This window comes from Saccharothrix sp. 6-C, assembly GCF_016695385.1.
GTDB classification, from domain to species: Bacteria; Actinomycetota; Actinomycetes; order Mycobacteriales; family Pseudonocardiaceae; genus Actinosynnema; species Actinosynnema texasense.
The window spans coordinates 7239387-7265276 of record NZ_CP064192.1 but is presented as its reverse complement, the minus strand read 5'-3'; the positions used below and the strand labels follow the sequence as shown (position 1 = coordinate 7265276).

At 65.7% G+C, this 25890-nt stretch carries 22 protein-coding genes, 1 tRNA gene and 1 pseudogene; 19 read left to right on the top strand and 5 right to left on the bottom strand.

All coding sequences use genetic code 11. The features are described from left to right. The 4 genes from IOD16_RS31040 to IOD16_RS31030 all read left to right on the top strand — a co-directional run bounded on the left by IOD16_RS31040 (position 1) and on the right by IOD16_RS31030 (position 2241). Entirely contained in the window at positions 1–387 is a 387-nt protein-coding gene (locus IOD16_RS31040) for a recombinase family protein (RefSeq protein ID WP_201437274.1), read from the top strand. A gap of 5 nt (positions 388–392) precedes the next feature. Further along, positions 393–710, top strand: a complete 318-nt coding sequence (locus IOD16_RS31035; protein WP_201437272.1) for a hypothetical protein — start codon at positions 393–395, stop codon at positions 708–710. A gap of 89 nt (positions 711–799) precedes the next feature. Beyond that, positions 800–922 carry a hypothetical protein gene (locus IOD16_RS41135; protein ID WP_268957648.1) on the top strand — a complete coding sequence of 41 codons (123 nt, stop codon included), beginning with the start codon at positions 800–802 and terminating at the stop codon, positions 920–922. Positions 923–1029: 107 nt separating this feature from the next. After that, positions 1030–2241 carry a JmjC domain-containing protein gene (locus tag IOD16_RS31030; RefSeq protein WP_201437270.1) on the top strand — a complete coding sequence of 404 codons (1212 nt, stop codon included), beginning with the start codon at positions 1030–1032 and terminating at the stop codon, positions 2239–2241. Here IOD16_RS31030 and IOD16_RS31025 read toward each other — a convergent pair. Then, positions 2222–3049 carry a hypothetical protein gene (locus IOD16_RS31025; RefSeq protein ID WP_201437268.1) on the bottom strand — a complete coding sequence of 276 codons (828 nt, stop codon included), beginning with the start codon at positions 3047–3049 and terminating at the stop codon, positions 2222–2224. The genes IOD16_RS31030 and IOD16_RS31025 overlap by 20 nt on opposite strands. Before the next feature lie 281 nt (positions 3050–3330). Between IOD16_RS31025 and IOD16_RS31020 the strand changes: the two genes are divergently transcribed. After that, positions 3331–3687 (top strand): hypothetical protein, encoded by a 357-nt coding sequence (locus tag IOD16_RS31020; RefSeq protein ID WP_201437267.1) that lies wholly within the window; start codon positions 3331–3333, stop codon positions 3685–3687. A 532-nt stretch (positions 3688–4219) separates the two neighbouring features. Here the strand turns inward: IOD16_RS31020 and IOD16_RS31015 are convergent. Further along, complete coding sequence (locus IOD16_RS31015) at positions 4220–4561, bottom strand: hypothetical protein (protein ID WP_201437265.1); 342 nt, start codon at positions 4559–4561, stop codon at positions 4220–4222. A gap of 175 nt (positions 4562–4736) precedes the next feature. Between IOD16_RS31015 and IOD16_RS31010 the strand changes: the two genes are divergently transcribed. Further along, positions 4737–6533: a hypothetical protein gene (locus IOD16_RS31010; RefSeq protein ID WP_201437264.1), complete on the top strand. Its 1797-nt coding sequence runs from the start codon at positions 4737–4739 to the stop codon at positions 6531–6533. Here the strand turns inward: IOD16_RS31010 and IOD16_RS31005 are convergent. Continuing rightward, positions 6530–8170 (bottom strand): hypothetical protein, encoded by a 1641-nt coding sequence (locus tag IOD16_RS31005; RefSeq protein ID WP_201437262.1) that lies wholly within the window; start codon positions 8168–8170, stop codon positions 6530–6532. The two genes, IOD16_RS31010 and IOD16_RS31005, sit on opposite strands and share 4 nt — an antisense overlap. Positions 8171–8493: 323 nt before the next feature. Between IOD16_RS31005 and IOD16_RS31000 the strand changes: the two genes are divergently transcribed. From IOD16_RS31000 to IOD16_RS41580, 11 genes and pseudogenes are all read left to right on the top strand, one after another. Continuing rightward, positions 8494–9315, top strand: coding sequence for a hypothetical protein (locus IOD16_RS31000; RefSeq protein WP_201437260.1), 822 nt, complete (start codon positions 8494–8496; stop codon positions 9313–9315). Then, positions 9312–10412 carry a hypothetical protein gene (locus IOD16_RS30995; RefSeq protein ID WP_201437258.1) on the top strand — a complete coding sequence of 367 codons (1101 nt, stop codon included), beginning with the start codon at positions 9312–9314 and terminating at the stop codon, positions 10410–10412. The genes IOD16_RS31000 and IOD16_RS30995 overlap by 4 nt, the downstream gene beginning before the upstream one ends. Then, the gene (locus IOD16_RS30990) at positions 10409–11110 is read left to right on the top strand and encodes a hypothetical protein (protein ID WP_201437256.1); all 702 of its coding nucleotides are present in this window, start codon (positions 10409–10411) and stop codon (positions 11108–11110) included. The genes IOD16_RS30995 and IOD16_RS30990 overlap by 4 nt, the downstream gene beginning before the upstream one ends. Positions 11111–11339: 229 nt before the next feature. After that, a complete protein-coding gene (locus tag IOD16_RS30985) occupies positions 11340–11936 on the top strand; it encodes an MT-A70 family methyltransferase (protein WP_201437254.1) in 597 nt (198 codons plus the stop codon). Then, on the top strand, positions 11929–12126 hold the full coding sequence (locus IOD16_RS30980; RefSeq protein WP_201437252.1) for a hypothetical protein: 198 nt from the start codon (positions 11929–11931) through the stop codon (positions 12124–12126). The genes IOD16_RS30985 and IOD16_RS30980 overlap by 8 nt, the downstream gene beginning before the upstream one ends. Before the next feature lie 150 nt (positions 12127–12276). After that, a complete protein-coding gene (locus tag IOD16_RS30975) occupies positions 12277–12507 on the top strand; it encodes a hypothetical protein (protein ID WP_201437250.1) in 231 nt (76 codons plus the stop codon). 100 nt (positions 12508–12607) lie between these two features. After that, positions 12608–14680 (top strand): type IV secretory system conjugative DNA transfer family protein, encoded by a 2073-nt coding sequence (locus tag IOD16_RS30970; protein ID WP_201437249.1) that lies wholly within the window; start codon positions 12608–12610, stop codon positions 14678–14680. Between the two features lie 211 nt (positions 14681–14891). Beyond that, complete coding sequence (locus IOD16_RS30965) at positions 14892–15713, top strand: replication-relaxation family protein (RefSeq protein WP_201437247.1); 822 nt, start codon at positions 14892–14894, stop codon at positions 15711–15713. After that, positions 15706–16476, top strand: coding sequence for a hypothetical protein (locus tag IOD16_RS30960; protein WP_201437245.1), 771 nt, complete (start codon positions 15706–15708; stop codon positions 16474–16476). Before IOD16_RS30965 ends, IOD16_RS30960 begins: the two co-directional genes overlap by 8 nt. A gap of 172 nt (positions 16477–16648) precedes the next feature. Then, complete coding sequence (locus IOD16_RS41585; RefSeq protein ID WP_201437243.1) at positions 16649–17104, top strand: recombinase family protein; 456 nt, start codon at positions 16649–16651, stop codon at positions 17102–17104. Further along, a pseudogene (locus IOD16_RS41580) lies at positions 17101–18105 on the top strand (recombinase family protein); the annotation flags it as partial. The gene IOD16_RS41585 and the pseudogene IOD16_RS41580, both read left to right, overlap by 4 nt. A 691-nt stretch (positions 18106–18796) precedes the next feature. On the opposite strand, the gene IOD16_RS30940 reads toward IOD16_RS41580, so the two are convergent. Then, a tRNA-Arg gene (locus tag IOD16_RS30940) sits at positions 18797–18871 on the bottom strand. A gap of 86 nt (positions 18872–18957) precedes the next feature. Between IOD16_RS30940 and IOD16_RS30935 the strand changes: the two genes are divergently transcribed. Both IOD16_RS30935 and IOD16_RS30930 read left to right on the top strand, forming a co-directional pair. After that, complete coding sequence (locus IOD16_RS30935; RefSeq protein WP_201437241.1) at positions 18958–20526, top strand: SDR family oxidoreductase; 1569 nt, start codon at positions 18958–18960, stop codon at positions 20524–20526. 43 nt (positions 20527–20569) lie between these two features. Then, positions 20570–21478: a cation diffusion facilitator family transporter gene (locus IOD16_RS30930; RefSeq protein WP_201437239.1), complete on the top strand. Its 909-nt coding sequence runs from the start codon at positions 20570–20572 to the stop codon at positions 21476–21478. 13 nt (positions 21479–21491) lie between these two features. Here IOD16_RS30930 and IOD16_RS30925 read toward each other — a convergent pair whose 3' ends face one another. Then, a complete protein-coding gene (locus tag IOD16_RS30925; protein ID WP_201437237.1) occupies positions 21492–25757 on the bottom strand; it encodes a GH92 family glycosyl hydrolase in 4266 nt (1421 codons plus the stop codon). Positions 25758–25890: the final 133 nt, after the last annotated feature.

The following is a 25890-nucleotide window of genomic DNA, read 5'->3' as shown; positions in this document are numbered from 1 at the left end:
ATGCTGCCCGCCAAGAAGGAGAAGCTCGTCCTCCAGGTGGAGTCGCCGAAGGTCGTCTACGGCTACTTGCTGGCCGAGCAGCCAGACGAGCTGGAGATCGTGGCCTGGCAGCGGGAGATCCGGCATTTCTGCCGTGCCCGTGGCCTGGTGCTCGCCAACGTCTTCGTTGACCGAGGGCCGCTTGGCGACACGGTGCAGCGGCCTGGTCTTGGTGGCCTCCTGGACGTGCTCGCCATGCCGGAGACGTTCGGCTTCGTCGTGCCGAGCAACGACCACTTGTCCCGCTCGAAGCAGGCGCTCATGGTGCTGGCGCTGCGGATCTCGCAGACACCGGCGCAGATCGTGGTCATCAGCCAGCACCAAGACGACACGTCGGTGTGGTGGTAGCGCCCATGTTCGAGGACGACCTCGTGCGGCAGCTGCTGCATGAAGCGCGCTTCGCTGCACTGCCGCTGCTCGACGGCGACGGCGTCTTCAGCGGGCTGCATCTTCACCGCGTCACACCGGGCGGCGTGGTCGACATCGTTCAGGTGTGGGCGGATGAGCGCGAGCTGTACCACGCCGCGCACGCTCGGGTGCAAAACACCTTCAGCAGCGACGCGCCGTTCGCGCCGCCCGCGGCCTTGGTGAGGATCAGCGGTCGTCTCGGCGACATCGCGGGAGCGCTGCTCTTGCCACCGGGCCAACGGCTTCCGGAGCCGCCGGAGTAGCGCCGCGTACTAGCGGCCCACACCCAAGGACAGCCCCTTCAGCCGTGAGGGGGTGGATCAGGCACGACTAACGGAAGGAGGTGATTCACGTGGATGAGTCCGAACTGGGACTGGTGGTGGAGGTGCAGCGCACCCCGGTCGTCCAGAACCGCACGGAGCTGCAGGCGTCGGACGGCGCCGTCGGCGACTCGGGTGAGACCCGCGACCCGTAGGCCGTAAGACCGCTCCTTCACGTACACCCACCCGAAGCAGAAGGGGCTCCGCACTCGGCTACGCCGCGGAGCCCCTTCTGTCATGAAGAGATAAGGACACCTACGCGATGGATCATCAGTTGGTTCGCGGCATCGAGGAGGCCCTGGGCTGGATGGGGCCGGGGTTACTGGGTCGTGAGTTCGCCCGCGGTTCCCTCCCCGACCCAGCTCTCGGCTCGCAGCTGCTGACGCCCGAGAAGCTGCTGGACATCATCATGCGGCGGAGCCTGACGGCCTCGCGCCTACGCATCTTGCAGAGTGGCCGAGATTTGCACCCGAACGCCTTCATCTCGACGAAGCCCGTCCGGCGATCCGAGGGCGTCCCGATGGTCGACATGGAACGGCTGGGACGGCTCGTCCAGGAGGGCGCCACGCTGGTGCTCGACGGCGTCAACACCTACGACGCCACGCTCGAAGTCGCCTGCCGGGCGCTCCAGTGGTGGACGCACGAGCTGGTGCAGGTCAACACCTACCTCACTACCGGCGATGCGGCCGGGTTCAACCTGCACTGGGGCGACCACGACGTGCTCATCGTGCAGGTGGCCGGCCAGAAGTCGTGGGAAGTCCGAGGTCTTACGCGCCCCGCGCCGATGTACCGCGACGCTGAGCCGAACGTCGAGCCGCCTGAGGAGATCGTCTGGAAGGGCACCATGCAGCCAGGGGACGTGATGCACATCCCGAGGGGCTACTGGCACCAGGCCACGCGGGAAGACCGAGGCGACGGGTTCAGCCTGCACCTCACGTTCGGCTTTCCCCAGCGCACCGGCGTGGACTACTTCACCTGGCTGGCCGACCAGTCGCGGCGGAGCGAGGTGTTCCGGCACGACATCGCCCGATGGGACTCGGTGCGCTTCCGCGGTGAGCAGCAGTTCGCTCTTACCGATGGTGCGGTGAAGCTGGCCGCGACGACGAGCGTTGACGACTTCCTGGCCGCCCGCGAACGGGAGATGCCGCCGAGCAGGCACATCGCCACGCACGGGGTGTTCGGTTCTCCCACGGCAGTGGTCTGCGTGACGGAGTTCGCGCCGCACCTGGAGGAGCTGGACGACACGGTGGTGCTGGCGGCAGCAGCGCGGCGGATCGAGTTCGGCAAGGCCGCACTTCCGGCGCTCAAGCTGCTGCTCAGCGGGAGGCCGGTGGTCATCCCGGAGGTGGCGGCCGAGACCGGCGTCGACGCGTCGATGCTGGCCGACGTCTTGGTCGAGGAGGGCATCTGTGCCGCGCTGACGCCGGAACTGGCGGCTGGCTACAAGGGTGTGCTCACGCCCGAAGGTCGCTGAGCAGCCGGTCGGCGTTCTCACGAGCCAGCGGCACGAGTTCGTCGGCGTAGCCGGGCGGGTAGCTCAGAATCTCGGCGCAGTGGTAGAGCTGCGCGAGCTTGCCCGTCCGGCTGTCCAGCTCGTCACGAAGTTCCTCGAAGACGCGCTCGGCCAGTTCAGGTACGGAGAAGGATGAGGCCCACAGGTTGGCGGCGTCCCAACCGCGCGGTGCCATGCCCCAGTCTTCCCAGTCGAGGAAGTAGCAGTTTGGAGCCGTCAGGTTGGCCCAGGCGAGATCGGCGTGGGCGGCCCGCCACTCGGTGAGCGAGGTGTCCACAGCCGGGAACAGCTTGTGGATGGTCGCGCTGACGCGCTCCTGGGTGAGGGGGTGGAGATGAGGCGTGGCGGTCCGAGTCATGGTGTGAGCGGCCAGGGCCTGCATAGAGCTCCGGAACGTCGCCCACCACGACTCGGGCAGGTCGGGGTTCTGCTTCAGGGTGCCTCCGGCCCTGATGGGCGTGTCCATCACCCGTTCGGTTTCGTCGGCTCGCCACATGACGCCAAGGTCGTGGTCGATCCAGGAGACACCTTGCAGCCAGGCAGGCATAGCCACGCCGTCCAGGACGGCGGCGGTTTCCAGTCCCCACCCTTGGCCATCTACGCGGGCGAGAGCGCGGACTTCGATGCGTACCCAGGTGCCTCGGGTGGTGGCGTACCCGAGGGAGCGACGTTTGCGGACTTCGGTGGCGGAGTCGAAGTCTGTGGCGAGGGTTTTCTTGACGCGGGAGGCGACCGCTTCGGTGGAGGTTTTACGAAGGTCGATGGACACAACAACAACGTAGCATGTGTGGAGTTCTTTGCTAGCTGGCATTGGATTCTTACGTCATGCGCATGGAGACTTCCGAGACGTCAGTCGCGGCTTAGTGACGTAGTTGCTACATCAAGAGCGAAGATAGCGTTGCAAATACTTCTGCTTTGAGTGATTGATAGAGCAGGCCATCGCGAACCTATAGGGCCGCAGTGGCAGTACCTACACCTCGTCGGTGTCATGCGGCTTTCAGATGACTGTCAAGTCGTCGGCCGCACTAAACCGAGGAGGTGACTCGCTCGATGAGCGAGCAACCAACGACTACCCCCACGGGTACCGGTCAGCTTCGGACGCTCGCCGTCCGGATCACTGAAGATCTGCGTGCGCAACTTGATGTTCTGGCGCAGCTCACCGGTCGCACGGCAACCGAGGAAATCCGGATGGCCTTGGAACACTGGATTGAAAAGACTAAAGCAGATCCTGTGATCCTGCGTAAGGCGGCAGCCGCTAGGGCCGAGATCGAGCGCGATGCGCAAACCCGGCAACGGGCTATCGCCGCCATCTTCGGTGGAGACGAGGCTCCAAAGCCCGACTCTCAGATCGACGAGACGGCCACCGGACGCCCTGCGCAGCGCCGGGGTAAGCCCGCAGGCGAGTAGATACTGGCTTCGAGCTGTCGAAGCCGACCGCGAGGCGGGAGCCCCACCTAAGATTTGGTCAGTAATGACTACAAATCGAGGTGGCGCTCCCGCCGTTTTCACTCGTCGTCGCAGCACCAAGCTATATGTCTATGCAGCTCATGTATTGAACGACGCGATCACTTCTCTTCGGAAGCGAGGCGCTCCATTGCTTCGTGTGCCGCCTTCAGTTCGGCATCACGAGCTTCCTTCTCTTCTTGCTCTTTGCCCTTGTCCCGAGAACCCATTGGGTACCTCTCTGGTCAGGCCGCCGAGGCGGCTGCGAGAGGTGCGCGCACCCAATGAGGAAGCTATGGAGCCGCAAATATTCGTGTCGAGAAGATGGAGAACATTGACCAAAGGTGGCGATATGGCGGTCGCAAGCTGAAGGAAACAAGGAGATAAGAGGCAGCAAATACCTCAAACGGGGGATAATTGTGAAGTTGCGCCCGCTCCCGATGGGAAGCGGGCGCGGGCGGGCGGCATGAGCGGGCTCGTCTAATGAGCTACTTGTTCACTCTTTGAGTTTTCCATCCTTGGCAGTTTCGAAGAAGTACTCATCGAAGATGCTTCCGTGGAGGTAGTCGCCGGGTGACGTACGTGCACGTTTGATGTGACGTGGAATCCGAGCAGAGCTTCCGTTATTCATTGTGTCGTCATGCCACTCGGCAAGGACGAGCGTCGCCACGGCGAAGAAGATCGTTCGGTTGTTGGCGCAGTCCTTGACGCCATCACCTTCAGCGAGCCACTCAAGAAGTAGTAGCTCGACACTTGAAACGCTTCGGATGTTTCCGTACGAGGCAACGAAGTCCTCGAACTTCCGTACGACGCGATGGAGGTATGCAGATTCGGCCATTGGTTCCTCTTTTTATTGGCCGCCCACATACTGCTATAACATTTCATGATCATCTTTTCAAGCCGGTACCCTAGTGGCACCACGTCTGGATGCCTGGGCTACACTCATCGGCACTTCGGAGGAGGTGCTGGTGTCCCGAGAATGGCCAGCGGCAGTACTGCTTGACGATCTCAACATGATCATCACCGACTCAAAGGGTCCTAGTAAGCCGCCTCGCGCACACTTCTTCGAGGCGAGCCACGTCATAAAGGTTGTTACTGATGATCTTGACCTTCAGGCGGTCGAGACAAGCGAAGCTAAAGCCAACTTGGTCGGAGGCTTCCTGCGGGCAGCCCTAGACGCTAAAGATCCTCAATACGTTAGTCAGGTTTTGAACCCTGCCAGGGAACTGCTGGGTCTCGGCCAAACTCCGGAGCAAGCTCAGGGGATCCTGGAGCATCACCTAGGCAAACGGAAGGCCCCGAAGGATGTTGAATCGAAAGGTGCGCGCCTTCATTTGGCAAGACTAGCCGCACTCTCCCCGGAGGAACGCGCGGCTGCACTCGCTAACGGTACGCAAACATCGACGGACTACCAGGCTGAACGTAATCTCCAGAAAACGGTATGGATGCCTGCGGCTGTCGATGCTTTGCACGACTTCCTGCGCAACGACCGTGACGAGGCTCTGAAACTTGCCACTGAACTTGGTCTGCGACAGGCCACCATCGGCGGCGCTGCGCTTGCTGAGGACTCTGATCCGGGTGAAATGCTCCCTAGCCCCGAAATTCCCAGAACGTCCACTAGGCGTAGGCTGCTGTTTTTGGCAGCAAGTGGCGTTGCTCTAGCGATCGTAGCAATCGGCATATGGAAGATCATCGACTCGTCGAAGCCGGACGAACCTTATAAGACAGTCGTCACCACCGATTATGACGCTATCGAGACTCGGAACGAGTTGACCGGCGGTGAGTACCTCTTTTCGTCTGCCATTCAGGACGTCGAACCTCCGCCTGTCGCCAGAGATACTTGCTACGACCGCTATCAGTGGGCGCATGCCAATGGCGCCATCGATGTTGGCTCCACGCTAACGCGAGTCAGCATAACGCCGGACGAGGGACACACGGTTGTTATCGTCGGTGCTAAGCGAGTGGCGATCGAGCCCGACAAGAGTCCAAATGTGGGACATGTGGCGACGTGTGGCGGTAAAGGGGCGTCGCCCGTGCGTCATATTTCCATTGACCTCGACAAGGGCGAGAAGACTTACTTCGACGGCACCGACGACCAGCCGAAGGATCTGCATATCCCGATCGATTCGGGCAAGACCGAGGTTATCGATATTCAAGCGTTCACGATCGAGCGTTCATGGACATACAAGGTCGAACTTACCCTGGTGGTCGACGGCGAAGAAAGAACCTTAGTCATCGACGATAACGGTAAGCCGTTCAGAACGACGGCTGTAACGAACGCGAAGCAATATCGATGGCAAAACGGGGCGTGGGTTGAAGTCGGGCCAGAGATTCCAGCTGTTCAGCCCTCTTCGACGGAGTACTCCAAAGATATGCCGGTGGCCTGCAACGTCCTCGCGCGTGATGACGTAATCGGAATCCTTGGCGGCCAGCTTGAGCAGTCGAACAGCCCACCCTCTGTCGGGACTATGGACACGGGCGTCGAGATCGGCATGACTGACTGTGTCTACCGTTCCCCAGAACTCGGACCCAACATGACCATCGCGCAACTGAGCATCATGGAACCCGTCGCGCCGGAAGATGCAAAGCCGCTATACGATGATGTCGTTCGTAAGGTAGGAGGCGAGGGGAAGAATGAAGAGTTACGCGAGTTTTCCGCGCAAATCACGTACGTGGATGGTTCCCGGGCAATTATATTCCACAAAGATCGCACAGTTGATATTTCAATCACTCGAAATGGCAACCAGTCGGATCCAAACGATAAGGCGAAGGTGGGTGAACTCGTCAGGATCGTTCTGGGTCGACTTTAGATCGATTGCTTGCTCTGCCAGCCAGCTTTTATAGCTGGATAGACCTTCGAAGCAAGGCCAGCTATAAGCCTCCTGTGTCCGGCGTCGACTACCTCCCAGCCTGGAGCAGACGGCCGCGCGCGGAGGAGCGACTCTGGGGTAGTTCGGTACATCTCGGCGGTTCGGCGGCCATCCGCGTCCGTCATAAGCAAGGCCCAGTCACTGGCGTCGAGCGCAATGAGAGCCGGTAGCTGTCTCTGCTGGTTGCCGAGCGCCGTCGCCACAGCGACCCGGTGCTCGGCCAGGAACTGGTACTCCCACCGAAGGATGTTCAGCAGCGACCCCTCACCCGCTTTAGGAGGCACTGCGATCGCCCGCTCGTATGCAACCAGGACAGGCTCACGGTCAGCGGCCGTGAACTCGCGCAGGATGCGTGCCGTTAGGCGAGGGACCGCAAGCGACGTCGCCGTCGATGTCAGCAACCCAACGCGCTCGAGGCGGAGTACAGCTGCTCGTAGCTGCAACTCCGTGGGAGCGTGACCGAGCTTCCGCACGGTCTCGACGACCAGCTCGGTCGGTCGCTCACCAGAGTTAGCCGTCCAGACAACGGTGGTCAAGATCGCGTTCGCGAGAGCGTCCTCGTGGACGGCGCCGTAAAGCTCACGCACGATCGACGGCAAGCTCCGCGGTGCGTCGATCACCTCGGCCAGATCTTCCAGCACTTGACTCGCTCCCTGAGTGATCTCGCCGAGAAAGGCGTTGGCGTCCACTGCTGGCTGGCTTGAGAGGTAGCGAACGACGTGGTGCATCGACTCAACGTGCCCTCCAAGGACTTCGGCAAGCCTGTGGGCGGTCTCCTCGCCAACATGTGGCAGCTCTTGCCTGAGGTAGGCGGCGGTATCGCTGACCGTCACGTGCCCTAGCTGCCGGAATCGACCTGGGTCGGTCTGTAGCAGCCGCCTCGGAGCGGTGACGACGACCGGGACGTTGCTCCCGTGGGGAAGCAGCGCCGAGACGTCGCCTTCCTTCTGGGCGTCGTCGAGCACCAGAAGGCGAACGGCGCTGAACCGTACCGCCGTGGTCCGGAAGAGTGCCTGACAGTGGTCGTCGGACAGCGAAGTCGTATCGACACCCTCTAGCTGGAGGATCTGTCGTACGTCCTCCTCGAACAGTCCTCGCCTCCCGAGACGGATGAACCCAAAGGCTCCAGACGGTGCGATCTCGCTGGCGAACCGCTTGGTGAGGCTCGACTTGCCCGCGCCGTCCAGTCCCCAGACGGTGATGACTCCACCGCCACCGGCAAGAGCTTCGCGGTACGCCGCGTGTAGCCATGCCAGGTCATCGGGGCGCGGTATTAGACCACCGGACGTACTACCCATCGGTGCGTCGGCTGCCCCCAACGTGCTGAGCGTTGCACGGATTGCGGTACTGAGCTGCTCGACGTACACCTGGCTGTGCTTGCGGATCGTGTGCCACGTCAGTCCGTGTCCACTTGCCTGCCCAGCAATCTCTTGCCGAACGCGGGTGCTCGCTTCCTTCGAATCTCTGGTCAGCCCAAAGACCTCTCTGATGACCCGCATGCTGGTGATCGCCTCGCCAGGGTCTCCACGTCCAGCGGCGGGTTCCTCACCTGGTGAGGCCGTCACGGCCGTGAGCATCGCCCGAATGTGGTCTGGGCGAACGGGCGCCTGATCATCGATGTTGCGGACTTTGCGTGTCGCCCAAGCGAGCGCCGGCGGACAGTAGTGACGGGCAACCAGGCGACCAAACGGTGTTTTGCGCCAGACGTCCAGCTCCGCTTCGAGCGATGCGAGGGGATCGCCTTCTGCTTGCAGCACCGAGTCTGACCTCCCCACGCTCAGAGCGCACAAGCTGCTCACTCCGTGCTCATTCTACGAGCAACATCAGGCCGAAGGTTGGTTCCAAGCCGGGTAGCGCGAGTGCATCCCGGCTCAGTTGAGACCAACTGGAGGACCCGCTCATGTCGACCTACGTCTCCGTGACACCACGGACGCTCTCCCGCCTCTGCACGGCGAGCCTGATCACCGGGTTCGTGCTGGCTTTGCTCCTCATGTCGGGCTGCGGCGATGGTTCCGCCCCGCAGGATGAGCTGGCCACCAACCAGCAGCTCCTCGCCGCCTGCGACCCGGCGTCGCCGCCCGCCTCGCTCGTGGAGATCGACGGCACCGGCTCCAGTGCGTCGGACGCCATCACTACAGAGCGCATGGCGGCCGTTGAGTCCATCGCCGCCCGCACGGCCGTGTGCTCAGGCCGGCTGAGGGTCTTGGTCTTCTCGGCCTCCAGCGCGGCCACGACGGTGTTGTTCGACGGTGAACTCAAGATGCCTGGTGCCACCGACAACGCTCGTCTGAAGCGAGTGCCCGAGGCGGTCAAGGGCGTGATGGAGAAGGTGCGCGCTGGGTACGGACCGGCTACTGCCGCCTTGCCACAAGGGGGAAGCGACATCACCGCTCAGTACCGCCTCGCTGCGGAGTGGACGCAGCAGCTCGGCAGCGGCTACAAGCTCGAGCTGGTCATCCTGAGCGATGGCTTCCACAACGTCGGCGTTGACCTCGGCGCGAAGCCGCTCGGCAAGGACGAGGCACTGGCGCTCGCCGACCAGGTCGCGCTGCCGCAGCTTGTAGGCGCGTCCGTGACGGTGGCTGGTCTCGGCCGGGTCGCCGAGGGTGCGCCGCCCTCCTCGGTGGTGGAAGGACTTGTCCACTACTACAACGCCTTGTGCGCCAAGACAGCGGCGAGCAAGTGCGTGTCGGTGTCGGACTTCGCCACCGAAGGCCGGTGAGCCGCGTGATTCGCCAGCACCGCCGCGGCCCTGTCGATTCGCAGCGTTCTGTGGATGCGTGGACACGAGAAGCTGACGCCGTCGCATTGCCGCGTGTCTCCGAGGTAGAGGCACAAGGCCGCCCTGGCACGGTCGGCACCGTATACAGCGAGTACGAGTACGGCGCCCTCGCCGACGAGCAGGAGCTGGTGTGGCCCGCTGAGGGCGAGAGTGCGGCTCGGCCGTACCAGGTCGAGGCAGAAGGTCTCGCCTCAGCCGATACCGCGACTGCTTTCCTGCTCGCCGCCAGTGAGAAGGAAGTCCAGGAAGCTCAGGCCGACTACCAAGACGCCGTCCGTGTGCTCACGCCATACATCAGGCGAGAGTCCGGTGCGAAGGTGCGCTACTGGGTCTGCTGGCCGCTCTTGATCTTGGGCGACATGGCGGGTGTCTGGTCGGCGGCCGTCGTAAACGGCGACATCCCGTTCATTGCCTTCTGGCAGGCACTGGCATCAGGCGTTGCCGCGGGTTGCGCCGGACTCGTTGGCTCGGAACTCAAGGATCTCCGGATGGCGCAAGCCCGTCAGCGCGACCCGGAGTCGCTCGGCAAGGACGAACAGCGGTACTGGCGGCTGTTCACCGGCGCGGGCAAGGGCATGGCGGTTGTACGGCTGGTCGGCTTGCTCTCGTTGCTCGTAGTGGCACTGCTGGCGCTGGGCATCGCCATCCTCCGCAGCAGTATCGAAGGCGGCGAGGCCGGTCTCACGTTCGGCTTGCTCGCGGCCGCCACGGCGCTCGGGTCGGGACTGCTGGGCTACACCGCTGCTGACGAGGTGGCTGACCTGGTCGGCACGATGGAGAACCGGTTGCGCCGCGCAGTCAAGCGGCACTTCAAGCTGGCCTCCTCGGCGGCTCCGCGGCAACGGGCTCAAGCCTTGGAGGAAGCCCGCTCAATCAAGAGCGAGTACCAGCTACGCGGGCATGGAGCCGCCAAGCGCGTGGAGTCCTTGTCGTGGCGGGTGCAGCGGAACAACGTGCATGTACTTGGGCACGGCTTCCCCGCAGGCGAGCCCAGCGGAGTTATCGGGCGCAAGGCGCGACGGGGGGACCGGTCATGAACCGGCGACCAACGGTGCTTCGAAGCACCCTGTGCCCTGCGCAGCTTCTTGGCGGCGTCAGTTCGGGTGATCGGATCGGGTTGCCCGAACCGGCCTACCAACTTGGCGACGCTGGCCAGCCGGCACCGTACCCGACTCTGCTCATCGCCGTCTCCGACGACTCGGGATCCGTCACCAGCAGTGGCGGCAATGACCCGGTGGCGGCGCGGTACAAGGAGATGGAGCGGGCGTTCGTCAGCGTGGCTCAGGCTGGCGTAGCCCGCGAGTTCGGTGCTGTTGTCCACTTCGATGTTGGGGGCGACGCCGATGTCGCCCCGGTCCGGCTCACCGGCCGTGGTCTTCGGCGGCTGCGCCGAGGCTTGCGGACGCCACAGGGCGGAGCGGGGTCAAGCGAACTTGGTCCGAGCTTGCGTAGGGCCGTCGGACTGGCGGACAGCTACCAGGGTTACAAGACGACGCTCGTCGTGCTGTCAGACTTCGAACTACTCGATCCTGACCCCAGGGCGATCTTGTCCGACCTAGCGGTCTTTCCCGGTGAGGTGCATGCCGTGGTGCTAGGTGGCCAGCCACACATCGCGCTGCTCGACGACCGCATCGCGGTGACGACAGTGCGACCTGGAGACGCACCCGGCGCGGTAGCCCGCGCACTGTTTGCAAGTCTCGTCGCTCATCGGCCGGGAAGCCTCGCCTCCAAGTAGAAGCCTGTCGAGCTCCTGTAGTTCATTCCACAACGCAATTGGCTGAGTGATGCACGCTGCCAGAAAACGAGAAATAACGGCGGCAGGCGATCGTCGGTTCGCTCGATGATTCGGGCGAATGTTCGAGCGGACCGACGGTTCCCTCCTTGGCATGGATGCCGCATACCTAGAGGCAGTGTCGAACACGCGCCTAGTAAATCGCTCAGTCGAATAGAAAGGAGCCTCATACGTGAACCAAAATAGCAGTAACTGGCCCTCTAATCCTTCCGGGCGGTTCCGTACCGTCCTGGCAGACCCGCCGTGGGATATCCAGCAGCAAGGTGAACGTGGTGCCGCCCGCCACTACAACCTCATGAGCCTGGAGCGCATCAAGGCCATGCCGGTTGGGGACCTGGCGGCACCGGACGCGCACCTCTGGTTGTGGGTCACCAACGCGACCCTCCGCGACGGCTACGACGTTGCCGAGGCGTGGGGTTTCACCGTGCGCAGCCCGCTTACGTGGATCAAGTTCCGGATGGGACTGGGGAAGTACCTGCGCAACTCCACCGAGCACCTGTTGTTCGCCACGCGGGGACGTGCACCGGTGAACTTCCGCAGTCAGCCGACGTGGATCAACGCGCCGGTGCAGGAACACTCGCGCAAGCCGGACGAGCAGTACGCCGTCATCGAGCGCATCTCTCACGGCCCATACCTGGAGCTGTTCGCCCGCAGGCGGCCACCGTCCAATGCGGACTGGTCAGTATGGGGCAACGAGATCAACTCGGACATCTCCGTCCCCGGCTACCCCGTACCAAGTTACCGCAGCGAGGTGGACGACTGTGGGTGACGAGAAGGCACCCCGTCCCGTCGAGCGGCTGTTCCGCGCCAGCCTGCTGGTGCTCGGCTCAGTGATCGCCTTGCACCTCGCGGTCATCTACCTGAAGCCCATCGTGCCGTGGCTTGTCGGTGGTGCACTGCTCGCAGTGTTCACCTGGGCCGTGACGGCTTTTATCCGCTGGCGGCGCTCGCGCTGGTGACTGTCCCACTCGGCAGGGGTGGAGCGTTGTGGAATTAACAATCATAGTTGACGAGACGGTAAACATAGTTCATAAGTTGATCCGGAAATTATCTGTTGCGTTTCCGGCAACATCCCGGCTCGTCGTGTAACGAAAGGAGGTCCGTCCAAGATGGTCAAGAAAAAGAACCACCGCCAGTCCCGTCGTCTGCGGGGCGTCGATCGTCGCTACACCGTACGCGGTATCCGGCGTGAGCCGGTGGACATTGAGAAGCTCAGCAAGGCGCTACTCGGCTTGGTGGTGGCCGACCTGGAGAAGCAGGCCCAAGCCGAGCACGTCCAGGACGCAGGGAACGGCGACCAGCGGCCCATGGGGCGGGGCGAGGGGGCAGTCGATGGGTAAGGCTGCCGACATCGTCTTCTCGGGCCTGCACTTGCCGAGGCCCTTGGACCTGGGCGTCGTTGTTCGGTTCCTCGAGGGCTTGGCCGCTGACCGTACGGGTATGCGGCTCGTGCTGGAAGTCCGCGCCGATAGTGCGGGCGTCCGCTACTTGATCGGCTGCCGAGCAACCGATGTCCACGTTGTGCGGCGGTTGCTCGGCGATCTCATCCCCGGAACCCTCCTGACCTCGCCAAGCACGGGAACCAACACCCCACGCCGCGCGGTCGACGTAGCTGCCGAGCTTCGCATCATGCCGCCAGGACTGCCGCTGCTGAGCGACCGGCCGGAAGGCACCACGCGAGCCCTGCTCTCGGCACTCGCTGCTGCAAAGTATCCAGGGGACCACCTTGTGGTGCAGGTAGCACTCGGACCGCGCCATGCTCCCCGCATCGTTCCCGCCAACGCGCCCGCACCAGGGCGCTCTTTTCTGCGCGCGCTCTTGGAGGGCGACCGGCCCGCCAGTACCGAACTCCGCGCTCGGATGCGAGAGCGCCTGGCTCACGGTGGCTTCGCCGCGGTGGTGCGTCTGGGTGCTGCCAGCGCCGACATCGACAGGACGCGGCGGTTCATCACGAGCGCCTTGAGCGCCATCGCGACCGCCCAGTCACCTGGCGTCCGCATCGACTTGGTGCGGCTGCCACCGAAGGCGGTCAACAACGTCAAGCTTCCTTGGCGCTGGCCGCTGCACCTCGCGGTCAGCGAGTTGGTGGGCCTGCTCGGCTGGCCGCTGGGAGATGGCAATTTTCCTGGCTTGCCCGCGGCCCATCCGAAGGCTCTTCGCGCCGCCACGTCCGTCCACACCGGTCCTCGGGTGTTCGCCGAGAGCGCCGCACCAGGCGATGACCGACAGCTCGGCATCAGCGCACAGGACCAGACGTACCACGGGGTCACGTTCGGTCCGAGCGGCTCGGGCAAGTCCAACGCCCTCCTTCACCTCATCCTCGCCGACGTCGATGGCGGTCGACCGGTCGCCGTACTCGATCCCAAGCGCCAGCTCATCGACGACATCCTCTCGCGCATCCCGCAACACCGCCTGGCCGACGTTGTTGAGCTGAACGCAGCGGATGAGCTGCCCGTCGGCTTCAACCCGCTCGACGTCACGGGCCGCGACCCGGATGTGGTGGTCGATGGCATCCTGGCTGTCTTCGAAGCGGTGTTCAGCGACGGCTGGGGTCCACGCACAGCCGACATCTTCAGCGCCAGCTTGCGCACGCTCGCCCGCGCCAGCACCGACGAGCGCCCGGCAACGCTGCTCGACCTGCCAACACTGCTGACCGATCCGGTCTTCCGCCGTCGACAGGTAGGCCATGTCCGAGACGATGTGGCGCTGGCGGGGTTCTGGGCCTGGTATGACAGCCAGTCCCCGGCAGCGCAGGCGGCAGCCATCGCTGCACCGCTGAACAAGCTGCGCCAGTTCCTGCTCCGGCCTGCGCTCATCCGGATGCTGGGTCAGCAGGGTGGCCGGTTCCGGCTGCGGGACACCTTCCGGCAGAACAAGGTCGTGCTGGTGCCACTCAACGAAGGCATCATCGGGCCAGGCACGGCCTCACTTCTCGGCAGCCTGATCGTCGCTGATCTTTGGCAGGCTACCCAGGAGCGCGCCGACGAGCCGGACGCGCAGAAGCGTCCCGGCGTGGTGTACGTCGACGAGGCGCCCCGCTTCCTGAATCTGCCGCTCTCGCTCGCCGACGCGCTCGCGGTATCGAGGTCGCTCTCGGTCGGCTGGTTCCTGGCTGCACAGTTCCGCGCGCAGTTCCCGCCTGCGCTTCGGACCGCCGTCGACATGAACGCGCGATCCAAGGTCATCTTCGCCACCGAGCACGAGGACGCCCGCGAAGCGGCCAAGCTCGCACGTGACCTCGGCCCGGAGGACTTCGTCGCCCTGCCCCGCTTCCACGCGTACGCCAACCTCGTTGCGGACGGGCATCCCTCCGGTTGGGCCTTGGTGCGGACGCTGCCACCGCCTCCGGCGATCCGCCATCCGGATCAAGTGCGGGCCGCTACGCGCGCCAACTACGCACCCGACAGCTCGGAACAGACCAGCACCGACACCAGTAAGGCACGTGCCGATGGCTCTACCGCTGTGTTGTCCGGTGTGTCTGAGCCCATCGGCCGAAAGCGGAGGCAGCGATGAGCTTGTTCGAGGCGACTTCGAGGGCTGGTGTGGCTAGCGACGCGTCTTGGTTCAGCCGTCTGTCCGCGCGTCTATCCGCGACGACCTTGGCGCTACGTTCTCGCAGCTCAAAGCCATCACGTTTCCCTATCCCGGATGGGACTGACCCCCGATCCGGGGGTCACGGTGTCGTCCCGGACGGCTGCCCCGGACGCGCGCCAGGAGGCTGGTCATGAGCCCAAGTACGACGACCAGCCTGTTGCAGCATCTCTCGGAGCGCGATCTCGCGATCCTGGCGTCGCTGCGTTCCTTCCGGCTGCTCACCACCGCACAGATTCGCAGGCTTCACTTCGCCTCCGGCCACGCCAGTCTTGGTGCAGCCGCCACCGCTGTCATGCGGGTGCTCGGTCGGCTTGAAGCCCACAATCTGGTTGCCCGGCTGGGACGGCGCATCGGAGGTGTACGTGCCGGGTCGTCGGGCATCACGTGGCAACTCGGTGCTGCGGGGGAGCGGTTGCAGCGCACCATGCACGGCGAGAAGCACCGTCGCCGCTACGTCGAACCGTCACCAGCCTTTACTGCTCACACGCTCGCCGTGGCCGACTTGGCGATCGGCTTGTACGAGTTGCAGGCCCAACAGGCGGTAGAGGTGCTCACGGTCGACACCGAGCCGTCCTGCTGGCGCTCGTTCATCGGGGAACACGGCACGGTTGAGTGGCTGAAACCCGACCTCTACGCCGTCACTGCGAGCGGCGACTACGAAGACCACTGGTGGTTCGAGGCCGACCTGGCGACGGAGCATCCACCGGTCGTCGTGCGCAAGGCCAAGGTCTACCAGCGGTACGCCCGGACGGGCGCCCACCAGGCGAAGCACGGCCTCTTTCCGGCCGTTGTCTGGGTGGTGCCCGACGCTGTCCGGCGTGCGGCTTTGGAGGCCGCCTTCGCTGGGGACAAGGCCATCCAGCCCGCGGTGTTCAGGATCATCACGACGGCGGAGTTCTCCGCGCTCATCGCCCGTGGGCACGCGACGCCTGGCGAGGTCAGCAATGACTAACGACGAAAGGAGGTATCCCATAGAACGACAACCACGCAACCCTGACGACAACGACCACGGCATCCCCGAGCAGGAGCGGCTTAGCCCCGGCGAGATCGATCTCACCGGTGCCGTGGATCGAGATGAAGACCTTGCTGATGTCATCGGCGACGCATTGTTTGAGGCCGAGGCGCGCGGTGCGCTGCCGGACTGGGGCGCCCGACCCATTGCCCGGGCGCTGGCTAACGAGTACTCGGAAGGACCATCGGCGCTGCATCACTTTGCGGCCACTGGCCGCCTCGACCCGCAGCAACTGAGTCGTGAGTTGGCCCTGATCTACAGCCAGACGCCGGAGCAGCACGAAGTACGTACCTGGGTGGGCTGGCTCGCCCGCCACATCGAAGCTCGAAGTTCACCAGCCGACCCGGCGTCCGCTGAGGAGGGAGTGGCCCAGTCCGTGCCACTGCTTGATCAGGTCGGGGAGGCGCTCCAGCAGCACGGAGCTGCTTTCAGTGCGTACCTGCGTCTGCCGACCGTTGCCATCGACCAGCCGGACCTCCTCAAGGGCTTCCAGGACTGCTACGTCGGCAGCTTCGACTCGATGGCGGCGTTGGTCGACGAGCTGACAGACGCCCGAGCCTGCATGGAGGCGGTCAGGCAGGTCGCGAGTCGCTGGGGCTTCGCCGACTTCATCACGTTGGACTACCGGCGCCTGTCGATGGCGGCTCGTGAAACTTGGAACATCGTGTTCCTCGAAGGACGGCTGTACGTCTTCTTGAAGTGATTCGTCTGTGTGGTGCTCTAATTTGTTCCACTCGCCTGTCGCGGTGAAACGCGCCCATTTCCTTTAACGGAAAATTGGACTGGAATTTAAGTAAATCAGAGGTATGATCGGAAAAGGTAAATGCGGCCGGTGAAATAGCGGCATAGAGAAACTCGTGGAAGGGAGGCTTGGTATGAGCGACGAAGCAATTAGCAGGAGGCGTGCGGTCATGTACCTACGTCTGGGTTCCGTGCATCCGGACGACGCCGCTGCTGTCGCGCTGCAGCGTGAGGCGTGTCAGCGCATCGCCAACAAACACGGGCTGGCCGTCGTGCGGGAGTACGTCGATGTGGGGCGGCCAGCGCACCTTGATCGGCAGCCTGCTCTCCAGCAGCTGCTCGACGACCTCGCTGTCCAATGCGACATCCGAGCCGTAGTGGTGTGGGACTACGCCCGACTGGCGCGTGACATGAGGCAGCTGGAGGAAGTCATCGGCCGCGTGCGTGCCTGCGGCGCTGAGGTCGTCACGATGACCGGAGTGGAGGTCGCTGAGCGCTTCATCCGTCAGCAGGAACTGCGCGCCCTGTTCATGGGCATCGTTGAACGTGGCAGGTCGACCCCTGGTGAGCAGGAACAGGAGGAGCGATGACACCCACTGGCTCCTTGGCGACCGCCATCGCGTATCTCCGTGTGTCCACCAAGGAGCAAGCCGAAAAAGGCGGGCAGGCCGAGGGCTTCTCCATCCCGGCTCAACGTGACGCGCTCCGGCGTAAGGCAGAGAGCCTCGATGCCGTCATCATCGAGGAGTTCGTCGACGCGGGCGAGTCCGCCAAGTCTGCTGACCGGCCGAACCTGCAGCGCATGCTGCGCTACCTGGCTTCAAACCGGGTGGACTACGTGCTGGTGCACAAGGTGGACCGCCTCGCCCGGAACCGCGCAGACGACGTCGAGATCACGATGGCGATCAAGAAGTCGGGCGCCGCGCTCGTGTCGGCTACCGAGAACATCGACGAGACGCCGTCAGGCATGCTGCTACACGGCATCATGTCCTCGATCGCGGAGTTCTACTCGCGCAACCTCGCCACCGAGGTGCACAAGGGCATGAGCCAGAAGGCTAAGACCGGCGGCACGCCTGGCAAGGCTCCGCTCGGCTACCGCAACGTCGGCCGGTTCACGTCCGAAGGGCGCGAGGAGCGCACTGTCGAGATTGACCCGGAACGCGCTGAGCTGATCGCCTGGGCCTTCGTAGCGTTCGCCTCCGGCAACTGGACGCTGCGGACGCTTGCCGACGAGCTCGAGACTCGAGGTCTGCGTACGCGTCGCACGCCGAAGTACCCGGCGCGGCCGGTACGGCCGAACGTCCTGCACTCGATCCTAACCAACCCGTACTACAAGGGAGAGGTCGTCTACCGGGGTGTTCGGCATCCCGGCAGGCATCAGCCGCTGGTCGACCCGGTCACCTGGCAGAAAGTCCAGGATGTTCTGGCTGCGCACTTGGTCGGCGAGAAGCAGCGTGACCACCGGCACTACCTCAAGTCCAGTGTCTTCTGCGGCGACTGCGGCAGCAGGCTGATCATCACGAACGCCAAGAACCGCCACGGCATGACCTACCCGTACTTCATATGCCTCGGTCGGCACCAGAAGCGCACTACCTGTACTCGCAAGGCGCTGCTGGTAGCGAAGATCGAGAAGCTGGTCGAGGACTACTGGGCGACGGTGCGTATGGATCCCGCACTGCGCGACGCCGTAGAGGCAGGGCTTCGGTCCGAGCTGGCCTCGTATCGCAGCGAGGCCGAGCAGGAGCGCAAGCACCTGTCTGGTGAGCGAGCCGCCTTGATGGCACGCCGAGAGAAGTTGGTCGAAGCGATCTACACCGGCGCCGTCCCGATGGACCTGATCGCCGGGGAGCAGCAACGCATCAGCGAGCAGCTAGCCAGCATCGAGCAGCGCCTGGCTGGGGCAGCCGCGGAGTTCGACCGGATCGAAGGGAACCTGACCGCTGCTCTGGACCTGGCCCGTGACTGCCACGGCGCCTACAGAACGGCTGGCCCGTTCTTGCGTCGGCTGTTCAACCAGGCGTTCTTCACGCACCTGTACATCGACGACGAAGGGGTGCGGGGCACGTTGGCGGAGCCGTTCGACGTGCTGCTTGGAAGCGAGGTCATGGAGCGAGGGCGAGCAAGGCTGTCGCCAGCATCTGAGCTGGCAGATGGCTTGAACGAGGGTAAAGAGGGTGGCGATCCCAACGAGAAGACCCCCAGGGCGCTGAGCGCTGCTGGGGGTCTTCTGGATCTTGCTTCGATCCCTGTTCAGAGGGTCGAAGGTTTGAATGTGACTACTTTGGTGCCCCCGGCAGGATTCGAACCTGCGCTCCCGCCTCCGGAGGGCGGTGCTCTATCCCCTGAGCTACGGGGGCCGCAGCTACGGGTGGAAGCTTAGCGCACTCGGGACAGCGGGTTTCACCCCCTACCCTCTTGGGTTGTGCAGCCAGGACGCGAGTGGGTGGTTCGGGTCGATGACCTGCGGATTCGGGTGGTCGAGAGCGGGGTGGCCGGGGCGGTTCCGGTGGTGTTGCTGCACGGGTTCCCGGACACGTCCGACGTCTGGGAGGGGGTGGCGGCGAGGTTGGGGGAGCGGTTCCGGGTGGTGCGGTTCGACGTGCGGGGAGCTGGTGGGTCGGACGCGCCTCGGGGGAGCCAGGGGTATCGGCTTGAGCGGTTGGTCGAGGACCTCGTGGCGGTGGTGGAGGCGGTCGGTGGGCCGGTGCACCTCGTCGGGCACGACTGGGGGTCGTTGCAGGGGTGGGCGGCGGTGGCGGCGAGGCCCGAGTTGTTCCGGTCGTTCACCAGCATCTCCGGGCCGGACCTGGGGCAGGTGGCGGACTGGGTCAGGCGCAATCGTCTGCGGCCGGTGAAGGTGCTCAAGGTCCTGGCTCGGTCCTGGTACATCGCGGGGTTCAAGGTGCCGGTAGCGCCGGAGTTGGTGTGGGCGCTGCCTCCGGTGCGGAAGTGGTTGCGGGCGGGGCGGCGGGAGTTGGTCAACGGGTTGGGGTTGTACCGGGCGAACGTCGGGCGGGGGTTGCCCGCGGCACGGGTGTCGGTGCCGGTTCACCAGATCGAGTTGGCGAAGGACCCGTACGTGGTGCGGGAGCACTTGGAGGCGGCGGAGCCCTGGGTCGACGAGTTGACGCGGAGCACGATCCACGCCGGGCACTGGGCGCCGCGGACGCACCCGGAGCACGTGGCCCGGCACATCGCGGACGCGGTCGACGGCAAGCGGCGGAAGCGGTTGGTGGTCGTCACGGGGGCGGGCAGCGGGATCGGCCGGGCGACGGCGCTGGCCTTCGGGCGACAGGGCGCCGAGGTGGTCGTGCTGGACGTGGACGAGGCGAAGGCGCGGGAGACGGCCGAACGGGTCGGTGGGCACGCGTACCGGGTCGACGTGGCGGACTCGGCGGCGGTGCGAACGGTGGCGGACGAGGTCGTGGCGCGGCACGGGGTGCCGGACGTGGTGATGGCGAACGCGGGCATCAGCGTGGTCGGCTCGTTCCTCCGCACGTCGGAGGAGGACTGGCGGCGGGTCGTGGACGTCAATCTCTGGGGTGTCGTGCACACGCTGAGGGCTTTCGCGCCGCGCATGGTGGACCGGGGTGAGGGCGGGCACCTGGTCGTCACGTCGTCGGTGGTCGGCTACCTGCCGAACGCCGCGCTGCCCGCCTACTCGACCACGAAGGCCGCGGTGCTCATGCTGGCCCAGTGCCTGGACGCCGAACTGCGGCGGCACGGGATCAAGGTGACCGCGCTGTGCCCCGGGGCCGTGCGCACCGACCTCACCAAGACCTTCACGTTCGCCGGCGCCTCACCGGCCGAGCAGGAGGAACGACGCCGCCGGGCGGACGACGCGGCACGCCGGCGCGGCTTCGGGCCGGAGAAGGTCGCGGCCGAAGTCCTGAAGGTGGTGGACGACCACCGGGCGGTGGTACCCGTCACGATGGAGGCGAAGGCGGCGTACCTGGGTCACCGGATCGCGCCCGGCCTGGTCCGCGCCTTGGGACGGTTGTGGCGCCCCTGACAGTCGAGTTGCACTCATGCGCATGTGACTATATGTTCCGCTCATGGGTCACGGACACGGCCACGGTGTGTCGTCGGGGAGCGCCAAGCACCTCGGTCGCCTGTGGGTCGCCTTCGGCATCGGCGCGGCGTTCATGGCGTTGGAGTTCGTCGTCGGCCTGGCCACCGGCTCGCTGGCCCTGATCTCCGACGCCGCCCACATGCTCACCGACGTCCTGGGCGTCGGCATGGCGCTGGCGGCCATCATGCTGGCCCGCCGCGCGCGAACGGGCGGTGGCCGCACGTTCGGCCTCTACCGGGCCGAGGTGCTGGCGGCGCTGGCGAACGCCGTGCTGCTGTTCGGCGTGGCCGGCTACGTCGTCCACGAAGCCGTCGGCCGGTTCGGCAACCCGCCCGAGGTGCCCGGCCTGCCCGTCGTGCTGGCCGCGACCGCCGGCCTCGTGGCCAACGTCGTCTCGTTCTTCATGCTCAGGGAAGGCGCGAAGGACAGCATCAACGTCCGCGGCGCGTACCTGGAGGTGCTGGCCGACCTCGTGGGGTCGGTCGGCGTGCTCGTCAGCGGTGTCGTCACGCTGGTCTTCGGGTGGCGCTACGCCGACCCGGTCATGGGTGTCGCGATCGGCCTGTTCGTCCTCCCTCGCACGTACAAGCTGGCCGCGAGCGCGCTGCGCATCCTCTTCCAGCACGCCCCGGAACGGCTGGACGTCGCCGAGATGAAAGCCGACCTGAGCCGCCTGCCCGGCGTGGCCGAGGCGCACGACCTGCACGTCTGGACGCTCACCTCCGGCATGGAGGTCGCCTCCGCGCACCTCACCACCCGCGACCTGGTGGACCCGGCCGACGTGCTGCGCGCGGCGCAGGCGCTGCTGGCCGAGCGCTACCACATCGAGCACGCCACGCTCCAGGTCGAACCAGGAGACTCCGCGCAGAGGTGCCGCGAAATCTCCTGGTGACCCGGTCGACGACCTACAGCTTGGCGCACTGACCCGTCTTGGGCCCGCTCGCCGCGTTCACCCACCCGTTGTTCACCGGTTCGGGGCTGCTCCCGGTGCACGACAGCGGCCCGCCCACGGTGTTGCCCGCGACGACCGTGCCGCCCTTGTTGTCCACCAGCCGCACCGGCCCGCCGACGGTGACCCGCTCCAGCGACACCTGCCCGGACGTCCCGGTCACGTTCACCGGCCCGCCGACCGACGTCTCCACCAGCACGACCGCCGCCGCGCCGGTGGCGTTCACCGGACCCTTGACCTCGCCGCCGAACACGTACAGCGACGCGCCGGCCGCCACGGTCACGGGACCGGTCACCGAGGCGCCGTCCACGCAGGTCACGCCCGACTGCACGCGCAACGGCCCGGCGTGCTCACCGGTCACCGTGGCCGTGCACGCCACGAACGGCTTGGCCAGCAGCTCGAACTCCGCCACCGTCACCGAGCCCGGGAACTCCAGCCGGTAGTGCCGGTAGTGCCCCGGTCGGGCGATCTTGAACGCCCGCGTCTGCTGCCGCCACGCGAACGCCTCGCCGGACCGCTCGTCCACCGTCGACCAGTTCGTCCCGTCGTAGGAGCCTTTCAGCACCCAGGACGTCGGGTCGCCGGCCCCCTTGCCCGACGTCAGCGTGTAGAACGACGAGCTCTCCTTGTTCGACGGCAGGTCCACCTGCAACCACGACAGCGCGCCCGAGGTCTGCGAGGTGTTGTCCACCAACGATGCCGGCGCGCCGGTCACCGTGCCGGACAGCGTCACGTCCCGCAGGGGCGCGGGGACGGAGGAACCCGTGGTCAACGACGGCGGCGCGGCGTCCGGACCGGTGGCCCACCGCGACGGCGACGACCCCATCCGGAAGTCCAGCACCCCGCCGTCGGCGATCTCCGCGTGCGGCAGGTAGGACTTGTCCCACTTCTTCCCGTTGACCTCCAACGACTGCACGTAGATGTTCTCCGCGGAGTTGGCCGGGGCGTTGACCACGAGCGAGCGCCCGTTCTCCAGGTGCACGGTCAGCTTCTTGAACAGCGGCGACCCGATCGCGTACGTCGAGTTGCCCATCTGCAGCGGGTAGAAGCCCATGGCGCTGAACAGCCACCACGCCGACTGCTCGCCGTTGTCCTCGTCGCCGGGGTAGCCCTGGCCGATCTCGCTGCCCAGGTAGAGCCGGGACAGGATCTCGCGCACCTTCTCCTGCGTCTTCCACGGCTGACCGGCGTAGTCGTACATGTAGGTGATGTGGTGCGACACCTGGTTGGAGTGGCCCAGCTGCCCCATCCGCACGTCACGCGCCTCGGTCATCTCGTGGATCACGCCGCCGTACGAGCCGGGGAACTTCGCCGTCTCCGGCGTGGCGAAGAAGTCGTCCAGCTTCTTGGCCAGCCCGTCGCGACCGCCGTAGAGGTTGGCCAGGCCCTGCCCGTCGTGCGGCACCGAGAACGCCATGTTCCAGCCGTCGGTCTCGGTGTAGTCGTGGCCCCACTCGCGCGGGTCGTACTCGTCGGTGGGCACGCGCCACGTGCCGTCGGGGTTGCGGCCCTGGAAGAAGCCCGTCGACGGGTCGAACATGTGGATGTAGTTCTGCGCGCGGTTCGAGAAGTACTCGTAGGCCGCCTGGTACTGCGCCTCGCCGGTCTTCTCGTGCAGCGCGCGGGCCATGTTCGCGATGCCGTAGTCGTTGACGTAGCCCTCGATCGCCCACGACATGCCCTCGCCGGTGGCGGTGGACGTGTAGCCGGTGAAGATCGAGGTGTCCAGGCCCTTGCGGCCGACGCCCGCGTTCGGCGGCGCGACCGTCGCGTTCTTCACCGCCGCCTCGTAGGCCGCCTTGGCGTCGGGCAGGTCGACGCCCTTCACGAACGCGTCCGCGAACGCCACGTCGGAGCTCGTGCCGGTCATCAGGTTCGCGTAGCCGGGGGAGGACCAGCGCGAGATCCACCCGCCGTCGCGGTACTGCTGCACGAACCCGTCCGCCAGCTCGGCGGCCTTGCCGGGCGTCAGCAGGCTGTACGCGGGCCACGTGGTCCGGTAGGTGTCCCAGAACCCGTTGTTGACGTAGACCTTGCCGTCCACGACCTTCGCGCCGGTCTGCGTCGGCGTGGACGGCCCGGCGGGCTGCACGGGCGACGCGTACCGGTACCGGGGCGCCTGCGCGGTGCCGGTGTTCTCGAAGCCCGAGTTCGGGTAGAGGTAGAGCCGGTAGAGGTTGGAGTACAGCGTGGTCAGCTGGTCCTCCGACGCGCCCTCCACCTCGACCGTGCCCAGCACCCGGTCCCACGCCTGCTGCGCTCGGTCGCGCACCGAGTCGAACGTGTCCGAAGAGGACACCTCCAGCTCCAGGTTGCGCTTGGCCTGGTCGACGCCCAGCAGCGAGGTGGCGATCTTCATCGTGACGGTCTTGTCGCCGGACGTGTCGAACTGGAAGAAGCCGGCCACGTCGTCGCGGCCCGCGCCGGTCAGCCGACCGCTGGAGACGACGGGCTTGTCCACCACGCCGTACACGAACAGCCGGGTCGCGCCGGTGGACAGGCCGCTCTTGACGTCGGAGAAGCCGGTCACCACGCCGGTCGCCGGGTCGAGCGTGAGCCCGCCGCTGTTGCTGACGTTGTCGAAGACCAGGCTCGAGGTGTCGTCGACGAACGTGAAGCGGAACAGCGCGGCGTGGTCGGTCGGCGCGATCTCGGTGCGCATCCCGTTCTCGAACCGCACCCCGTAGTAGTGCGCCTTGGCGGTCTCGTTCTCGTGCTTGAACGGCAGCGCGCGCACGGCCCGGTCGGCGGTCGGCGTGCCGGCGGTCGGCATCACCTGGAACGTCTGCCGGTCACCCATCCACGGGCTCGGCTCGTGGCTCGCGGTGAACGCCTGCAACGTCGGCAGGTTGTCCCGGTTGTTGTTCTTCGCGTACTCGTACAGCCAGCTGATCGAGCCCGCGTTGGTCATGGGCGACCAGAAGTTGAAGCCGTGCGGCACCGCGGTGGCCGGGAAGTTGTTGCCCCGCGAGAACGAGCCGCTGGAGTTGGTGCCGCGGGTGGTCAGCACCCAGTCCGACGGGCGCGGCCGGTCGACCGCGGCCGGCGCGGACTTCACCGCGATGTCGTCGACCCAGCCGTTGAACCCGGCCGGTCCCTTCGGGTTGTCGTAGGCCACCAGGACGCGCTTGATCGTCTTGCCCGCGGCGACCTGACCGACGACGGACGCGACCCGGTTCCACTGGTTGGTGTAGAGCGACTTCGCCGCGCCCTGGCCGCGTGGTGACAGCTCGAACCCGTGCTGGTCGCGCGCGCCGAGGTCGCTGAGGTAGGTGCCGTCGGCGAACGCGAGGTCGACCGAGACGAAGGTGGCCGGGTAGTTCAGGTCGTCCGTGGTGAACGACGGGAAGATCAGGTAGGACAGCTCGGTGCTCGACGTGACCGGGATGTCGACGTCGAAGACCTTGTTGTAGGAGTAGCCGCGCCCCTCGGCGACGTGCGTCCCCTGGTACCGCAGGGCCTTCACGCCGGTGAACCCGGCGCCCGCCTTCGCGTTGTACCCGCCGTTGGCGCCCTTGCCCACGGTGGTGCGCATGTTCTTCGCCGGCGGAGTGGTGGAGCCGTCGGAGAACTGGACCTCGGCCAGCTGGATGAGGTCCACGCCGCCCGCGGTCGCGGAGATGTCGAGCCGGTAGTGCTTGAACGCCGTGGTGTTCGCCAGGTCGTAGACCTTGGTCTGGAACCGCTCGGCGAACGCCTCGCCGGCGCGGGTGTCGACCGGGGTCCACGTCGTGCCGTCGTCGGAGCCGCGCAGCGTCCAGTCCTTCGGGTCGCGCTCGGGCGCGTCGTTGGCCGACGACAGGGCGTAGCGCTTGACCGCGACGGGCTCGTTGAAGGTGAACCGCGCCCAGCCGGTCGGCGTGAAGGTGAGCCACTTCGACGAGACGTTGGCGTCGACCAGGTTGGCCGCGACCTCGCCGGAACCGGAGTTCTCGGAGTTGGCCACCACGTCGACGACGCGGTCGGTGACGTTGCCGGGGATGCCGGTGGAGTCCGAGCCGTCGACGCCCGCGGTCTTCGGCGTGCCGTCCGGGCCGGTCTCCACGGTGCTCGTCCAGGTCGGCTGCGGTTGCCCGTCCTCGAACGACGTGGCGAAGAGCGTCTCGCTCACGGTTGGCTCCCCCGGTGCGGCGGTCGCGGAGGGCCAGCCTCCCACGGTCCCCAGCGCCAGCGCGATGGTCGAGACGACCACCAGCGATCTCCTGCCCCGCATGTGCCCCATCGCGCACGCCTTTCGCCCATACCGACCCGATCTTTAGCGAAGCAAATGGGTTGCTGACATCGATGTCAAGGGTGCCCGCGCATCTTGTCCGCAAGCCTGTCCGGGCGCTGCTCCACCCGATCTACACTCGCGC

Coding starts and splice junctions, on each gene's coding strand:
- IOD16_RS30960 (WP_201437245.1), top strand. CDS start 15,706: ATGACTAACGACGAAAGGAGGTATCCCATAGAACGACAACCACGCAAC.
- IOD16_RS31030 (WP_201437270.1), top strand. CDS start 1,030: ATGGATCATCAGTTGGTTCGCGGCATCGAGGAGGCCCTGGGCTGGATG.
- IOD16_RS31000 (WP_201437260.1), top strand. CDS start 8,494: ATGTCGACCTACGTCTCCGTGACACCACGGACGCTCTCCCGCCTCTGC.
- IOD16_RS31040 (WP_201437274.1), top strand. CDS start 1: ATGCTGCCCGCCAAGAAGGAGAAGCTCGTCCTCCAGGTGGAGTCGCCG.
- IOD16_RS31035 (WP_201437272.1), top strand. CDS start 393: ATGTTCGAGGACGACCTCGTGCGGCAGCTGCTGCATGAAGCGCGCTTC.
- IOD16_RS30925 (WP_201437237.1), bottom strand. CDS start 25,757: ATGGGGCACATGCGGGGCAGGAGATCGCTGGTGGTCGTCTCGACCATC.
- IOD16_RS31010 (WP_201437264.1), top strand. CDS start 4,737: ATGATCATCACCGACTCAAAGGGTCCTAGTAAGCCGCCTCGCGCACAC.
- IOD16_RS41585 (WP_201437243.1), top strand. CDS start 16,649: ATGAGCGACGAAGCAATTAGCAGGAGGCGTGCGGTCATGTACCTACGT.
- IOD16_RS31015 (WP_201437265.1), bottom strand. CDS start 4,561: ATGGCCGAATCTGCATACCTCCATCGCGTCGTACGGAAGTTCGAGGAC.
- IOD16_RS31005 (WP_201437262.1), bottom strand. CDS start 8,170: ATGCTCACGGCCGTGACGGCCTCACCAGGTGAGGAACCCGCCGCTGGA.
- IOD16_RS30965 (WP_201437247.1), top strand. CDS start 14,892: ATGAGCCCAAGTACGACGACCAGCCTGTTGCAGCATCTCTCGGAGCGC.
- IOD16_RS30990 (WP_201437256.1), top strand. CDS start 10,409: ATGAACCGGCGACCAACGGTGCTTCGAAGCACCCTGTGCCCTGCGCAG.
- IOD16_RS30930 (WP_201437239.1), top strand. CDS start 20,570: ATGGGTCACGGACACGGCCACGGTGTGTCGTCGGGGAGCGCCAAGCAC.
- IOD16_RS31020 (WP_201437267.1), top strand. CDS start 3,331: ATGAGCGAGCAACCAACGACTACCCCCACGGGTACCGGTCAGCTTCGG.
- IOD16_RS30970 (WP_201437249.1), top strand. CDS start 12,608: ATGCGGCTCGTGCTGGAAGTCCGCGCCGATAGTGCGGGCGTCCGCTAC.
- IOD16_RS30975 (WP_201437250.1), top strand. CDS start 12,277: ATGGTCAAGAAAAAGAACCACCGCCAGTCCCGTCGTCTGCGGGGCGTC.